General features: G+C 41.5%; 16 protein-coding genes. 11 read left to right on the top strand and 5 right to left on the bottom strand.

What is annotated here, in order from left to right:
- Nucleotides 1-6: 6 nt before the first annotated feature.
- Entirely contained in the window at nt 7-717 is a 711-nt protein-coding gene (locus CDG62_RS15450) for a response regulator (RefSeq protein ID WP_087528190.1), read from the top strand.
- A gap of 38 nt (nt 718-755) precedes the next feature.
- Here CDG62_RS15450 and CDG62_RS15445 read toward each other — a convergent pair whose 3' ends face one another.
- From CDG62_RS15445 to CDG62_RS15435, 3 genes are all read right to left on the bottom strand, one after another.
- Nucleotides 756-1,649 carry a DMT family transporter gene (locus tag CDG62_RS15445; RefSeq protein ID WP_087528189.1) on the bottom strand — a complete coding sequence of 298 codons (894 nt, stop codon included), beginning with the start codon at nt 1,647-1,649 and terminating at the stop codon, nt 756-758.
- 72 nt (nt 1,650-1,721) lie between these two features.
- A complete protein-coding gene (garD, locus tag CDG62_RS15440) occupies nt 1,722-3,272 on the bottom strand; it encodes a galactarate dehydratase (protein WP_087528188.1) in 1,551 nt (516 codons plus the stop codon).
- A 74-nt stretch (nt 3,273-3,346) separates the two neighbouring features.
- Nucleotides 3,347-4,705: an MFS transporter gene (locus CDG62_RS15435; protein ID WP_087528187.1), complete on the bottom strand. Its 1,359-nt coding sequence runs from the start codon at nt 4,703-4,705 to the stop codon at nt 3,347-3,349.
- A gap of 482 nt (nt 4,706-5,187) precedes the next feature.
- On the opposite strand from CDG62_RS15435, the gene kdgD reads away from it, so the two are divergent.
- From kdgD to CDG62_RS15415, 4 genes are all read left to right on the top strand, one after another.
- Complete coding sequence (gene kdgD, locus CDG62_RS15430) at nt 5,188-6,099, top strand: 5-dehydro-4-deoxyglucarate dehydratase (protein WP_087528186.1); 912 nt, start codon at nt 5,188-5,190, stop codon at nt 6,097-6,099.
- A gap of 30 nt (nt 6,100-6,129) precedes the next feature.
- Complete coding sequence (locus CDG62_RS15425) at nt 6,130-7,716, top strand: aldehyde dehydrogenase (NADP(+)) (protein WP_087528185.1); 1,587 nt, start codon at nt 6,130-6,132, stop codon at nt 7,714-7,716.
- Between the two features lie 66 nt (nt 7,717-7,782).
- The gene (locus CDG62_RS15420) at nt 7,783-7,974 is read left to right on the top strand and encodes a type II toxin-antitoxin system Phd/YefM family antitoxin (protein WP_087528198.1); all 192 of its coding nucleotides are present in this window, start codon (nt 7,783-7,785) and stop codon (nt 7,972-7,974) included.
- 216 nt (nt 7,975-8,190) lie between these two features.
- Entirely contained in the window at nt 8,191-8,904 is a 714-nt protein-coding gene (locus tag CDG62_RS15415) for a FadR/GntR family transcriptional regulator (protein WP_087528184.1), read from the top strand.
- Between the two features lie 106 nt (nt 8,905-9,010).
- Here CDG62_RS15415 and CDG62_RS15410 read toward each other — a convergent pair whose 3' ends face one another.
- Both CDG62_RS15410 and CDG62_RS15405 read right to left on the bottom strand, forming a co-directional pair.
- Nucleotides 9,011-9,967 carry an NAD(P)-dependent oxidoreductase gene (locus CDG62_RS15410; protein WP_087528183.1) on the bottom strand — a complete coding sequence of 319 codons (957 nt, stop codon included), beginning with the start codon at nt 9,965-9,967 and terminating at the stop codon, nt 9,011-9,013.
- A gap of 305 nt (nt 9,968-10,272) precedes the next feature.
- Complete coding sequence (locus tag CDG62_RS15405) at nt 10,273-10,941, bottom strand: GntR family transcriptional regulator (RefSeq protein ID WP_087528182.1); 669 nt, start codon at nt 10,939-10,941, stop codon at nt 10,273-10,275.
- A gap of 137 nt (nt 10,942-11,078) precedes the next feature.
- Here CDG62_RS15405 and madL point away from each other — a divergent pair, with 137 nt between their 5' ends.
- The 6 genes from madL to mdcE all read left to right on the top strand — a co-directional run bounded on the left by madL (nt 11,079) and on the right by mdcE (nt 15,908).
- Nucleotides 11,079-11,480: a malonate transporter subunit MadL gene (gene madL, locus CDG62_RS15400; protein ID WP_087528181.1), complete on the top strand. Its 402-nt coding sequence runs from the start codon at nt 11,079-11,081 to the stop codon at nt 11,478-11,480.
- Between the two features lie 63 nt (nt 11,481-11,543).
- Nucleotides 11,544-12,305, top strand: a complete 762-nt coding sequence (madM, locus tag CDG62_RS15395) for a malonate transporter subunit MadM (RefSeq protein WP_087528180.1) — start codon at nt 11,544-11,546, stop codon at nt 12,303-12,305.
- A gap of 21 nt (nt 12,306-12,326) precedes the next feature.
- Nucleotides 12,327-13,982 (top strand): malonate decarboxylase subunit alpha, encoded by a 1,656-nt coding sequence (gene mdcA / locus CDG62_RS15390; protein WP_087528179.1) that lies wholly within the window; start codon nt 12,327-12,329, stop codon nt 13,980-13,982.
- Nucleotides 13,983-13,987: 5 nt separating this feature from the next.
- Nucleotides 13,988-14,296: a malonate decarboxylase acyl carrier protein gene (mdcC, locus tag CDG62_RS15385; RefSeq protein ID WP_087528178.1), complete on the top strand. Its 309-nt coding sequence runs from the start codon at nt 13,988-13,990 to the stop codon at nt 14,294-14,296.
- A 3-nt stretch (nt 14,297-14,299) separates the two neighbouring features.
- Complete coding sequence (locus CDG62_RS15380; RefSeq protein WP_087528177.1) at nt 14,300-15,187, top strand: biotin-independent malonate decarboxylase subunit beta; 888 nt, start codon at nt 14,300-14,302, stop codon at nt 15,185-15,187.
- 4 nt (nt 15,188-15,191) lie between these two features.
- On the top strand, nt 15,192-15,908 hold the full coding sequence (gene mdcE / locus CDG62_RS15375) for a biotin-independent malonate decarboxylase subunit gamma (protein ID WP_087528176.1): 717 nt from the start codon (nt 15,192-15,194) through the stop codon (nt 15,906-15,908).

Here is a 15,908-nt window from a genome sequence, read left to right as displayed (position 1 = left end):
TTATTTATGCCGCAAACAACTCATCCGAATGCATCAATTTTAATTATTGATGATGAACCTCAAATTCGAAAATTTTTAGACATTGCTTTACGTGCGCAAGGTTATCAGGTGCATGTTGCTGAAAATGGCATGAAAGGCTTAGAAATTTTGGCAACACGAGGTGCGGATTTACTGATTTTAGATTTGGGTTTGCCTGATATAGAAGGGCAGCAGGTGTTGACCGAGATGAGGCAATGGTCAGATATTCCTGTGATTGTGCTATCTGCCCGTCCTGATGAAAATCAAAAAATTAAATTGCTTGATGCAGGTGCAAACGACTATGTCACCAAACCGTTTAGCATTCAGGAATTATGTGCCCGTATTCGCGTGATGTTTCGCAATAAACCACAACAGTCTGAACAGAATATTGTATTTGATGATGGTCAATTATCTGTGGATGTGGCTGAACATGTAGTGACGTTCGCGAATGAACAAATTGTTCTCACAAAAAAGGAATTTCAACTGTTAGCACTATTGATTCGCCATCAGGGGAAGATTGTTACGCAAAAGCAAATTATGACCGAGTTATGGGGCATTAGTCATGAAGAAGATACCCATTATCTTCGAATCTTGGTGAAAAAACTACGTACTAAAATTGGAGATTCTGCGGTCACTCCAAAATATATTTTTACCATTGCGGGGGTAGGTTTGCGTTTTGACACAGCATACTGCACTTAGGGAAAAGCTAAACTTTTTAATAAATGATTTTGACTAACTTAGAGTTTGAAAAGATGCCTAATTTTATTCGTAATCATAGGATTACAAGCCAAAATTGCGATTAAGATAATAGAGATACCGAGGATACTGAACATATCGGGAATTTCATGCCAGAAAATGAAGCCCCAGATTCCTGCAAATACGATGGCAATATAATTCATTGGTCCAATTTGTCCTGCGGGAGCGAGACTGTAGGCATAGGACATAAACAGCTGGCTGATGTTGGCGAGCAGACCCGCAGTAATGAGTAATGCTAACTCTTTCAAACTAAAAATACGCCAGTGCCAATACATGGGAATTGAGGAAATGAGTGTGCCGAAAATACAGAAGTAAAATACAATGCGTTCTGGTGGTTCAGTATTGGTCAATGCACGTACAGTGACAAACGCCATTGCAGATAAAAAACATGCGCCTAAACCAATAAAAGATAAGCTATTCAATAACCCTTGATCGGGTTTAGCCACCAACAACACACCAATTAAACCAACAAAAGCTGCAATAATCATGCCTCGACTAATTTTTTCCTTGAGAAAGAAATAAGCAATCAGTGGAATGAAGATTGGAGAAGAGTAGCTAAACACCATGGCATTGGACAACTTAAGATGCGCAATGGCGTAGAAAAATCCATACATGGCTGCTAAGCCGACGATGCTCCGCCAAGTATGCATCCACAATTTTTCAGTTTTAATAAAACTAAACCCATGCTTTAACAGCATGGGTATAAAGATAATTAGACCAACTGCATTTCTAAAGAAAACCACGGTTGGATTATCTACGGTTTCTGAAGCAAAACGAATGCAAACGCCCATAATGGAAAACAGAAAAGCAGATGTCATAAGACAGAGCAATGCTTTACCCACGTTATTTGAGGGTGCGAGCGTGTTTTGCGACATAAAAAGGTTGATCCTATTACTGAGTTGAATGGGTTAAAGGTAGTAACGCTGATCCCTTTAACCCAGCAAAATTTAGGTCACAGGTGCAGGGTTGAAAACAGCAAGGGAGTTATGAATTCCCCAGTGGTCTGACCAAGTTTTCTTTTCGCCACTGGCAACTTGAAGGATGAGTTCAAATAGTTCCCAACCGACTTGCTCAATACTACGCTTACCAATCGCAATATCACCAGCACTAATATCAATTAAGTCATACCAACGGTTGGCAATAGTATTACGGCTTGCCATTTTAATGACTGGAACAGCGGCTAAACCATACGGTGTACCACGACCTGTTGTAAAGACTTGTACGGTAATACCTGAAGCCATTTGCTGGGTACCGCAGATAAAGTCACTTGATGGTGTCGCCGCAAAAATCAGCCCTTTTTTGGTCGGCTTTTGCCCTGGTGCTAACACTTCGACAATAGAAGAACTACCAGATTTGGCAATTGACCCCATGGCTTTTTCAACAATGTTGTTCAAGCCACCTTTTTTGTTGCCCGGAGTGGTGTTGGCACTACGGTCAACTTTACCTGCTGCAAGGTAGTCATCATACCATTGCATTTCACGAATGAGGTCTTTTGCGACTTGTTCGTCTGCTGCACGAGGGGTGAGTAAATGAATCCCATCACGGACTTCAGTCACTTCAGAGAACATCACTGTTCCGCCACAACGAACAATTAGGTCAGATGCGAAACCAACAGCTGGGTTAGAGGTTACCCCCGAAAATGCATCACTGCCACCACACTGCATACCCACGACGAGATTTGAGGCACAGACATCTTCACGTTGGCGTTGATTTAACTTTTTTAAATGATGTTCAGCTACTGCCAAAATATGGTCAATCATGCTTTGGAAGCCATTATGACGTTCATCTTGCAATTGAATAATGTCTTGATCTTCAACTGGAATACGTTTGTTTTCTGCTGGAATGTTAAGTAGGCGCTCTGGTTGCATTTTTTCACAACCTAAGCTGACCACCATGACTTCACCACCAAAATTTGGATTTAATGCCAAATTGTGAATAGTACGAATAGGTACAATTGCAGCAGGGGCATCAATTGCCACACCACAGCCGTAAAGATGGTTTAAGCCGACAATGCCATCTACATTTGGATATTTATGCAGAAGTTCACGTTCAACAACTTTTACGACGTGATCTACAATTCCTTCAACGCAGTTCACACTGGTGGTAATGGCTAAAAGGTTTTTCGTACCAACAGAGCCATCTTTGTTTTTATAGCCTTTAAAAGTATATCCAGTGAGTGGTTCCAACGTTGGGGCAGGGCGTGTTGCCATGTCTAATGAATCTAGAGTCGGTGCTTCAGGCATGCGCGTTACAGCTTCATTCACCCATGAACCTGCATTTAAATCTTTATTGGCATAGCCAATAATTTCGCCGTAGCGAACAATTGGGTCATGTTCTTTTAATTCTGTTAATAAAACTTTGTGTCCTTGAGGAACGGCTTCAGTCAGCGTAATGTCTTGAGCTTCCACATACGTACCTTGCGCAAGACCACCATCGTTCACCACGATAGCGACGTTGTCGAGCGGATTAATTTTGATGAGTAGTGGTCTTTGTTGCATGATCGTTCCTTGTAAATTTGGAGATTAGAGCCAGCAAGAGAAATGAACCAGCTCTAAGTTGTTAAATGTGGGGATTAGTTTGTAGTGGTTTTCAATTGGAAACGTTCGATCTTGCCTACCATCAGTAAGTAGCAAAGTAGTGCAATCACAGCGTGAATACCCACGAATACCAAGGCATTGTTGAATGATCCTGTTGAACTAATGATGTAACCAATCACGATTGGAATTACGATACCCGCAGTGTTACCAAAGGTATTGAATAAACCACCAGATAAACCAATCATTTCCTTAGGTGCAACGTCAGACATGACCGCCCAACCAAGTGAACCAAATCCTTTACCAAAGAAGGCTAAAGACATGAAGAAAATAATGGCTGTGTGTGATTCAACATAGTTACAAATTACGATGCTGGTAGATAAGAATAGACCCAGAATAATTGGTAATTTACGAGCGAAAGTTACAGAACGATTCATTTTGATTAATTTGTCTGAAACTAAACCACCCAAAATACCGCCGATAAAACCACAGAGTGCTGGTGCAACAGCTGCAAAACCTGCTTGTAAGATCGTCATATGACGTTCTTTAACGAGGTACACAGGGAACCAAGTTAAGAAGAAGTAGGTCAAACAGTTAATACAATATTGAGCGATAAAAATACCCAATAACATACGCGAAGAAACCAATTGCTTAATATCGGCAAAAGAGGTCTTTTTCTTTTCGCTATTTTGCTTATCTTCACCCATGTTCACTAAACCACCACCTTGTTTGATGTAATCAAATTCAGCAGGATTTAAGCTCGGATGGTTGACTGGGCTATAAATCACTTTTAGCCAAATAAACGATACAACAATACCAAGGCCACCCATAATCCAGAAAATGGATTGCCAATGAACTTGAGCAACTAACCAGCCCATAAATGGAGCAAAGATCACGGTTGCAAAATACTGTGCAGAGTTAAAGATGGCGGCTGCTGTACCGCGTTCTTTGGTGGGGAACCATGCTGCCACAATCTGGCTATTGCCTGGAAAAGCAGGGCTTTCAGATAAGCCAACAAGGAAGCGTAATAAAAACAGGACACTAATAACAGCGCCAGTACTGCCGAAAATATCCGAAAAACCAATTAAAACTGTGAAGAATGACCATAAAAAAATACTGGCAAAATAAACTTTTCGCGCACCGTATTTATCGAGTAGCCAACCTCCAGGAATCTGACCAATCACATAGGCCCATGCGAATGCAGAAAAAATATAGCCCATGGTCACAGAGTCAATTCCCAACTCTTGTGTCATTGGTGAAGCAGCCATAGAAAGGGTGGCACGATCACCATAATTGAGTGAGGTGACAATAAAGATCATCGCTAAAATGAAGTAGCGGGTCTTGGTATGTTTGGCCGTTGCAACTGTAGCGGCGCTTTGCGTTTGTAAGTTTTCCATACACAAACTCTTCTATCCGTAACCTAATTTGTGCGCATTCAAATTAGAGTGACTTCATGTCTATTTAACGAAATAGGTACTCTAGCATCATGAGCAAATACACTATTTCTTCCCAAATGCTCTAAGCAATTCTTTAAAGATGTATGACATCTTATGATTATTTTTGAATTGTTTGCAATTTGTTTTTTTGGGATTTTAATGTGATTTTTATTAAACCATTGAATACTAACAAATTAAAAAACATGAGAGATATGATGACTTTTTTATTTGCCTAAGAGACGCTTATTTATAGGTATAAAAGATCATATTTTATTCTTTTTAAAAGAGGAACTAAATCAGCAATTAGTTGAAAAAGTATAAGATTTTTTGCCTATTATTTAACTATCGAGCAATTTTTTGGGATTTTTGAGAAAAAAGATTGGATATTCAAAATTTATGTTGTAGGATGTCAGACAACTTATAGATGACTATGGAGAGTTACAATGGAAGCAATTGAGTTAAAGAGTATTATTTCTGACGGTTTACTTTCTTTCCCAGTAACTGACTTTGACAAAAATGGTGATTTCAACAAAGCAACCTATGCAAAGCGTTTAGAGTGGTTAGCACCTTACGGTGCAAGTGCACTTTTTGCTGCGGGTGGTACAGGCGAGTTTTTCTCATTAACTGGCAATGAATATTCAGAAGTCATCAAGACTGCGGTGGATACTTGTAAGGGCAGTGTGCCAATTATTGCAGGTGCGGGTGGTCCAACTCGTCAAGCGATTGCACAAGCACAAGAAGCTGAACGTTTAGGTGCGCAAGGTATTCTTTTAATGCCGCACTACTTAACAGAAGCAAGCCAAGAAGGTTTGATCGAACACGTTAAACAAGTGTGTAACTCTGTAGACTTCGGTGTCATTTTCTATAACCGTAGCGTATCTCTTTTAAATCTTGATTCATTACAACAATTAACAGAAGCATGTCCTAACCTGATTGGTTTCAAAGACAGTTCTGGTCAAATCGATATGATGACCGGTATTACCCAAACTGTAGGTGACCGTTTGTCTTATTTAGGTGGTTTACCAACAGCGGAAGTATTTGCTGCACCGTATAAAGCATTAGGTTGCCCAGTATATTCATCGGCAGTATTTAACTTTATTCCAAAAACTGCAATGGAGTTCTATAACGCAATTCGTGCGAATGACACTGCAACGACTGACCGCTTAATTAAAGATTTCTTCCTTCCTTTAATTCAAATCCGTGATCGTAAAGCAGGTTATGGCGTAAGTATGATTAAAGCAGGCGCGAAAATTAGTGGTTATGATGCTGGTCCTGTACGTCCACCATTAAGTGATTTAACTCCGAAAGACTACGAAGATTTAGCTGCATTAATTGCAACTTTAGGTCCGCAATAAGTTTATAGATACAGGCATTGGAGTTCATTCATGGCAATTAATAATGGTAAACAATTTATCAATGGTCAGCGTGTTGCTACGCATGCACCTGCAATTGAAAGTATTAACGCAACAGACTACCAGTTAACGGGCTATGTCTACAGCCAAGCAACACTTGAAGAAGTGGATGCTGCTGCTAAAGCTGCAGATGCTGCATTTGCTGTGTACAGCCAAACGACTCAAGGTCAACGTGCTGAGTTTTTAGAAGAAATTGCAGTACAAATTGAAGCTTTGGGTCCAAAGCTACAAGAAGTGGCTTCTTTAGAAACAGGTTTACCTTTGGCTCGTTTGCAAGGTGAAACGGGTCGTGTAACGGGTCAATTGCGTTTATTTGCTCAATTGTTACGTCGCGGTGATTTTTATGCTGCGCGTATTGATCCAGCTTTGCCTGAACGTAAACCAATGCCTCGCGTTGATATTCGTCAATACAAAGTGGCTTTAGGTCCAGTCGCTGTGTTTGGTGCAAGTAACTTCCCATTGGCATTTTCGACTGCGGGTGGTGACATAGTTGCTGCATTAGCTGCGGGATGTCCTGTGGTATTTAAGGCACATTCGGGTCATATGGCAACTGCTGAACTGGTGGGTGAAGCCATCGAAAAAGCCGTTGTAAATTGCAGAATGCCTGCTGGTACCTTCAACATGATTTTTGGTGGACGTATCGGTGCAGACTTGGTGGCACATCCCCTAATTCAAGCGGTTGGTTTTACAGGTTCGTTGGAAGGTGGTATGGCGCTGTATAACATTGCGCAAAACCGCCCACAGCCAATTCCTGTATTTGCTGAAATGTCGAGTGTGAACCCAGTGGTTGTAATGCCACAAGCCTTGGCAGCTCGTGGTGTACAAATTGCGCAAGAAACTGTGGCTTCATTTAACATGGGGTGTGGTCAATTCTGTACCAAACCGGGTCTTATTCTAGGGGTGAAAAGCCCTGAGTTTGACCAGTTTGTTGCAGGTTTGATTGCACATACTCAGCAAGCAGTTCCGCAAGTGATGTTGAATCCGGGAACTTTAAAAAGCTACCAACAAGGCGTGGCTGAATTAAAGACCGAAGCAGGTTTTGAATTGATTGCGCAAGGGCAGGAAGCAACCCTAATTTCACAAGCATCAGCGAATTTGTTCCAAGCCGATCAAAGTGTGTTGTTGTCGGGCAATGCTAAATTACAACATGAAGTGTTTGGCCCAATGTCGATTGTGATTGCTGTAGATGATGAAGCAACACTTTTACAAGGTCTGGAACAATTGGCAGGTCAATTGACTGCAACCATTATTGGTGAAGATGCTGAACTTGCAACAGCGCATCAATTATTGGCATTGTTTACTCGTAAAGCAGGTCGTGTGTTGTTTAACGGCTTCCCGACAGGGGTAGAAGTGTGTGATGCCATGGTACATGGCGGTCCATTCCCTGCAACCAGCGATGCGCGTGGCACATCGGTCGGTACAGGAGCAATTGAACGCTTCATGCGTCCAGTATGCTACCAAAATACCCCGCAGGTGTTATTACCAGATGCGTTAAAAGATGAAAATCCTTTACAGATTAATCGCTTGATTAATGGTGCACTAACCAAAGCAGCAGTGTAATTGACTTAAGAGCACAAGAGCCACGCTATGATGAATCATGGCGTGGCTTTTTTAGGAAAGAATTCTATGGAAAGTTTTAACTGTAGTAATGCCAAAGCGCTGTTGTCTATGATTATGGATAAAGCAGTTGCGGGTGATCCTGTCGAAATTACCCGTAAAGGCCGAGAGTCTGCGGTCATCATTAGCAAAGCGTCTTATGAAGCCTATAAAAAAGCAGAGTTAGAGGCGAAATTTCCAAAACAGTCCGAATCTTACTGAAGGCTTTGGGCTTCAAAATATAGTGCCCGAGCATGTCAGGCTTGTATTTCCTTTTTTGAATAAACAGTGTTAGTTTGAATGAAACGATCAGACTGATATGATGTATCCCTACTCCCGATAACAACTGAAGTCCAAACAACTTACTATAGGACTATTGGGGCGGGTTATAGTAAACTAAGTCTCTAATTTTCCAATATTTGGTGAGTCTCTTTCATTATGTCTAGTGCGATTAAATCTAGATCAACAAAAAAATTAAGCCAAATCATCGTCGCGCAATTGATTGAAAAAATTCAATCAGGAGACTTTACGGTTGGAGAGAAAATTCCGACAGAACTTGAACTGATTGAACAGTTTGAAGTGAGTCGTTCGGTTATTCGAGAGGCTATTACCGAATTACGCTCTTTGGGTTATGTCGAAACCCGTCATGGCATTGGTACTTTTGTCAAAGAGCAAACCACAGAGCAAAATTTTTTACTTTCAAATGCCAGCCTAGAAACCATCAATGACATTGTGGCCTTACTGGAATTGCGGATAAGTTTAGAGTCAGAGGCAGTATTTCTTGCTTCAGAACGTCGTAAACAAGTGCATATTGATAAAATGAAAGTAGCATTGGATGACTTTGAAAAGCATATTTCGTCTGATGTGAATGACGGTACAGTGAAAGCGGATTATGACTTTCATATTGCAATTGCCGAGGCATCTGAAAATCAATATTTTGTTGATTTTCTGAAATACTTAGGTGAAAAAATTATTCCGCGCGCGCGAGTAAAATCCATTGAACACAGCCCTGTGAATCGTGAAGATTATTTAAAAAACGTACATCATGACCATGTCAATATTTTCAATGCGATTGTAGATCAAGATGGACTTTTGGCACGTCAAATGATGCGCGCGCATCTCTCCAAAAGCATTAAAAAGTTTAAGCAATAGTTTTAGGACTAACGACGATTAAAGTTCTGATATAAAAAAGCAGCATGACTTAATTCGAGTCAGCTGCTTTTTTTATTGATACAGAGTCTATTGAAGCATGATGTATTTAAACAAGATTTTGCTCTATACCTTGCATATTTTGATTGATATTACTTTGTAAAATGTCAAATAAACGTTGCTGTGCTTCGTCTGTCCCCCAAGCAATATGACCAGTAATTAGCACATTGTCATGTTGATGTTGCAATTGCAGTAAAGAGTGATTCTCGGCAGGAGGTTCTTGATCTAAAACATCCGCACCAAAGCCCGCAATTTTTTTGCTTTCAATGGCTGCAATCAAGTCGGCATCATGCACTAAGCCTCCACGTCCAACATTAATCAGAATACTCTTATCTTTCATAAGCTTGAATACAGAAGCATCAATCATATGTTGAGTGTCTGTATTGAGTTCGCAATGTAAAGACAAAATATCAGCCTGTTGTACAGCTTGCTCAAATGGCACATAGCCATCACGGCATTGCTCAGCATTTTTACGTTCACTGTAAATTACCTTCATGCCAAATGCTTCAGCTTTTTGCGCTAGCGATAAGCCAATTTCACCTTTACCCATGATGGTTAGGGTCTTGTTTTTAAGTTCACCCATTGGGGCTGCAAGATAAAATGAACTGTTACCAGTTGACCAAAGCCCTTGTTTCACGCCATCAACTTGTTGGTTAAAGTTTTTAATGAGGTTAATCATTAGAGTAAATGCATGTTCTGCAACAGCATCACCTGCATAACCTCGGATATTGCAGACTTGTACACCATGTTGTTTAAGCAACGTCAAGTTCACGTGGTTAAACCCCGTAGAGCAGAGGGCTAACAGTTTAAGGCTTGGATTATTAGCGAGAACTTGTTCATTCACATTTAAGTCACTAATAATAATGATATCTTGGTTGTGAACTTGTGTTTCAAACTGTGCTTGATCAAGCTGTTGGAACTCAGTGTATTGCACTGGAAAGTCAAATTGAAACTGCTGATCAATCAAAACATATTTTTCAGCACAGGTTACTTTGAGAGTCGACATAAGAAAGTATTCAACATAAAACTAGATATAAGACATCATATGTCATGTGAGTGCTGATTTCTATATCGCATCATCATACGTAGAGCAGTTGTGCATCGTTCACGTCACTTCTTGATTTCAATCCGGTGGGTTTATAGGTAGAAAAGCCACATGATATCGCTCTAATCAAGGTGCTCATCAAGAAAAAAATACCAAGAAATCGATACGTATTTCTTGGTATTTATCTTCGCTACATGAATGGTCTTAAACATGAAGCTAAACATCAAAAACATGAACAACTCAGCTCAAACAAGTTCAGTTTCTAGTTAAGCATTTAAATGTTCTAACGTTGAAATAAAGTCGGTAAATTTCTGTCCTTGAATTACAACATGGGCTTTCAGTAGAGCTTCGGCTTGCTGTTCATTCCCCGCAAAAATTGCTTCCAGAATTTCATTATGTTCAGAGAATGAATTGTTCATACGGTTATTCACACGGAGTTGCAAACGACGATAGGGATGCAAACGTTTATGCAGAGTACAGGCTTGCTCAATTAAAAAAGCATTATGACTGGCCTGATAAATGGCAAAGTGAAATAGACGGTTGGCCTCATAATAATTTTCTGAGTCGTTCTGATTTAAATAATCCTGACATAACTGATGTAAGCGCTGTAATTCTTGCTTTTCTTCAGGTTGAATGCGCCGTGCGGCTAAACGTCCACACATGGCTTCTAACTCAGCCATCACCTCAAACATTTCACATAGAGTAAGTGAATTAATGGCTGGAATAATTGCGCCACGACGTGGGCGAATTTCAACCAATCCTTCAGCAGCCAATAGTTTTAATGCCTCACGAATTGGGGTACGTGAAGCACCATAGCGTTCGCAAAGTTCTTGTTCATCTAGCTTAGTCCCAGGCAGGAAAAAGCCATAAATAATATCGTCCTCTAATTTTTTACTAATTTGAATAGAAAGAGGGAGTTCCGCAATTGAAGTCATACATCACCAAAAAATTGTATACAATTTATGTTTATTTGAGTACAAAACATTGTACACTGGATACAGATAAGCTATAACTATAGCAAATTATAAGTCAGATTATTAGAAGCGCTGCATGATCCAGGGAGGATTCAGCAATGATTATTTACGGAACAGCCATATTGGCAGTCTGCCATTTACTTGGTGTTTATCTAGGTAATGCCCTCGGGATTGCACTGGGTGTGCAAGCCAATGTAGGTGGTGTGGCCATCGCCATGATTTTATTAATTCTATCGAAGGAACTGTTAGCTAAACGTGGGCACTTACCTCAAGTGACTCAATTTGGTGTGTTGTACTGGTCAGGTATGTACATTCCAATCGTGGTTGCCATGTCGGCAGGCCAAAACGTTGTTGCTGCTATGTCGGGCGGGATGTTGGGTCTAATTGTTTCGCTTGCTTCTTTGATTGGTACTGTCTTGGTGATTCGTTGGTTGAATAAATCCAGTGGCGACTATGACAGCTATGAATGGGCTGTAGAGCCAACTGAAAAAGCCGTTTAAGGACAAGGGTGTTGTCATAACACGAAATAACAATCAGTTGTACGGTTACAAGGAAGAAACGCAATGGAAGAAATAATTACGGTTTTTACCAAAAATGCCCTCGTCGCGGCGCTCGCAGTGACTGGGTTGATGATGTATGTGTCGCATCTTTTGTCGAAATATCTCACCAAAGGGAAGTTACAAAGCTCAGCTATCGCCATCACTATGGGGCTGGTCTTAGCTTATTTTGCAGGAATTTATACTCAAGGTGAAAAGGGCATTTCAGATATCGCCATTTTCTCAGGTTTCGCTTTACTCGGTGGTGCCATGATTCGTGACTTGGCCATTGCATCAACGGCGTTTGAAGTCGACGTCAAAGAAGTGAAAAAAGCAGGAAAGGTGGGTCTGATCGCACTTGCACTTGGCTGCGTGATTCCATTTTTGATCGGTGCCATGGTGGCGTGGTTGATGGGCTATAAAGATCCCGTTTCGATGACCACGATTGGCGCAGGTGCGATGACCTATATCGTTGGCCCAGTAACGGGTTCAGCCATCGGTGCAAGCTCAGAAGTGATTGCATTATCAATTGCAATTGGTCTGATTAAAGCGGTGTTTTTCATGGTTGGTACACCGTTATTCGCAAAATTTATGTATCTCAAAAGTCCACGTTCTGCAATGGTTTTTGGTGGAATGGCAGGAACGACCAGTGGCACAGCAGCAGGTTTGGCGGGTACAGATGTACGCCTAGTGCCTTATGGTGCCTTAGTTGCAACATTCTATACAGGTTTGGGTTGTTTACTTGGACCATCGGTGTTTTTCCTTACGATCAATGTCATTTTCGGTTAATCAAAGCATAAAGGTGTCAACATGAACCAAATGGTTAAGAAGCGCTTATGGGATAAGCAGCGCACACGCAGACAAGCAAAGCTAGATCTTGCACAACAAAAAGGTTTTAGCAAACAAGTTGAACATGCGCGTGTCATTGAACTTTTAGAAACTGTTATTGCCAGTGGTGACCGAGTTTGTTTAGAAGGGAATAACCAGAAACAAGCGGATTTCCTTTCAAAATGCTTAAGTCAATGTAATCCAGACGTGGTTCATGACTTACACATCGTGCAATCGGTTTTGGCTTTGCCGAGTCATATTGATGTGTTTGAAAAGGGCATTGCCTCTAAAGTCGATTTTTCATTTGCAGGCCCACAAAGTTTGCGCTTAGCACAGTTGGTTCAGCAGCAAAAAATCAGTATTGGTTCAATTCATACCTATTTAGAGTTGTATGGTCGTTACTTTATCGACCTGACACCAAATGTATGCTTGATTACTGCACATGCAGCAGACCGTGAAGGCAACTTATATACAGGTGCAAATACGGAAGATACCCCTGCAATTGTTGAAGCGACTGCGTTCAAGAGCGGGATTGTCATTGCACAGGTCAATGAAATTGTTGATAAGTTACCACGTGTCGATGTGCCTGCGGATTGGGTAGACTTCTATATCGAAAGTCCCAAGCATAACTATATAGAACCACTTTTTACCCGTGACCCTGCACAAATTACTGAAGTGCAAATTTTAATGGCGATGATGGTCATTAAAGGGATCTATGCGCCGTATCAAATTAAGCGTTTGAATCACGGGATTGGTTTTGATACCGCAGCCATTGAATTGTTATTACCAACCTATGGCGAATCTTTAGGGCTAAAGGGGCAGATTTGTACCAACTGGGCATTGAATCCGCATCCGACCCTGATTCCAGCAATTGAAAGTGGCTTTGTCGATTCTGTCCATAGCTTCGGCTCAGAAGTCGGTATGGAAGACTACATTAAAGAACGTCCAGATGTGTTCTTTACAGGCAGTGATGGCAGCATGCGTTCCAACCGAGCCTTTAGCCAAACTGCGGGTCTATATGCCTGTGACTTGTTCATTGGTTCGACGTTGCAGATTGATTTACAAGGCAACAGTTCTACAGCTACGGTCGATCGTATCTCTGGTTTTGGTGGTGCACCAAATATGGGTTCCGATCCGCATGGTCGTCGTCATGCCAGTTATGCTTATACCAAGGCAGGTCGTGAAGCGACCGATGGCAAGCTGATTAAAGGACGTAAGTTGGTGGTGCAAACCGTCGAAACATACCGTGAACATATGCATCCTGTATTTGTTGAAGAGCTAGATGCATGGCAACTTCAAGACAAAATGGAAAGTGAGCTTCCACCCATCATGATCTATGGTGAAGATGTCACTCATATTGTCACAGAAGAAGGTATTGCCAATTTACTGCTTTGCCGGACAGCAGAAGAACGCGAACAAGCCATTCGTGGTGTAGCAGGTTATACCCCAGTGGGTATGAAGCGTGATGCTGCCAAGGTTGAAGAATTACGCCAACGCGGCATTATTCAACGTCCTGAAGATTTAGGCATTGACCCGACACAGGTCAGCCGTGATTTGCTTGCAGCCAAATCAGTCAAAGATTTAGTTAAATGGTCGGGCGGTTTATACAGTCCTCCAAGTCGCTTCAGAAATTGGTGATTTACATGGAAAAGTTAAAATTTGAAATACAGTCTGCACCATTGACTGTAGAAAAAGCCCCAGTCATTTGTGGTGTGGTCGGTTCTGGAAATTTAGAAGTGCTGGTGTCTCAGCATGATCAAGCCAATGTATGCCAAGTAGAAGTCACGACTTCAGCAGTGGGTTTCCAACATGTTTGGCAATCGGTCTTGAATGAATTTGCACAGCGTCATGCTGTGGCAGGGTTAAAATTCCAATTGAATGATATGGGGGCGACTCCAGCAGTGGTGAATTTGCGCCTGAGCCAAGCCATTTCTATGTTTAAGGGAGAATAAAACATGGATTTAGTGATGTTAAAAAACAGTTTTTATGAAAAAACTGCACGTGCACGTATTCAGGCCGTAGTAGACGACAACAGCTTTCAAGAAATATTAAAGCCAGCAGAAATTGAAGCCAGTCCACATTTAGCCGCTTTGGATATTCCGGGCAGTTTTGATGACGGTGTGATCATTGGTACAGCATCTATCGGTCAAACGCCAATTCATATCATTGCCCAAGAAGGACAATTCATGGGTGGTGCAGTAGGTGAAATCCACGGAGCAAAGATTGTCGGTCTATTGCAGAAAGCCATTCAGGATCAATCACAAGCAGTGGTATTTTTTGTGGATTCTGGCGGTGTACGCTTGCATGAAGCCAATGCAGGTCTCATTGCCATTTCGGAAATTATGCGTGCCATGTTGCAAGTCCGAAATGCGGGTATTCCAATTATTACCATCATTGGCGGAACCTGTGGTGCGTTTGGTGGTATGGGTATTAGTGCTTGCTTAAGCAGCACCATCATTATGACGGAAGAAGGTCGTTTAGCTTTGTCAGGTCCTGAAGTTATTGAAACAGTGAAAGGTGTGGAAGAGTTTGACTCTAAAGATCGTGCTTTAGTCTGGCGCGTGACTGGCGGTAAGCATCGTTATTTACTCAACCATGTGCAAGTCTTGGTTGAGGATGACGTGACTGATATTCGTGATGCAATTTCAGCACAATTGAATCAAGCTGCTGCCAGTTTGGATTTGGAACAGTTACTGCAACAGCAACAACAACTTGAGCAGCAAAAGCAGCGCTGGTTTGGCAAAAATGATGGATTGCAGATCTGGCATGAAATGGGTATTGCACAGCCAGAACAAATCCCAATGCTCTCTGCACATGAAGTCACGTTGTTAAAGCAAGGATAAGCAGATGAATACAGAATTACTTTTAAAACAATTATTTCCCAAGCAATTGGACTACCAAATTAATGGTTATGTGATTAAAGGCAATGCTGAAACTGAAGCAGGTCCAGTGCGCATATTGGGTACGGTCAATGCAGCCCCTATCAATCAGGAAATTGCGATTGAACTTGCAGGCGAAATTCTGAAATTGATTCAGCAACAGCAGAAAACCCCTGTGGTGTTTATTGTTGATACCCAAGGACAAGACCTTTCACGTGCAGATGAACTGTTGTGTTTAAACCGTACTTTTGCGCATTTGGCCTCTTGTGTCGATTTGCTGCGCCGTAGTGGTCATGCCAATTTAGCTATTATTTTTGGCCAAGCGGTGAGTGGTGGGTTCTTGTCTTATGGACTGATGGCCAATGAAGTTTACGCACTCAGTGATTCACAAGTGAAAGTGATGGACTTAAATGCCATGGCACGTGTGACCAAAATCCCTGTAGAGAAATTGAAAGACCTGTCGCAAAGTTCAGCTATCTTTGCTCCGGGTGTAGAAAATTTCTACAAAATGGGTGCCATCAATGCTATTTGGCCAGATTTAGAGTCTGACTGGATTAGCCAAGCCCTTTTAAATCAGCAACAGCATCTCGAAAGTTACATTACAGATCAGCGCCGTGTTGTTGGCCAGCAACGCCAAGGTCGTCAGTTATGTAACCAAGTAATCGAGAAAGTTGCACACAGTTAA

Origin of the sequence: Acinetobacter sp. WCHA55, assembly GCF_002165305.2 — a bacterium.
Lineage (GTDB): Bacteria > Pseudomonadota > Gammaproteobacteria > Pseudomonadales > Moraxellaceae > Acinetobacter.
This window is presented reverse-complemented; position numbering and strand designations above follow the sequence as displayed.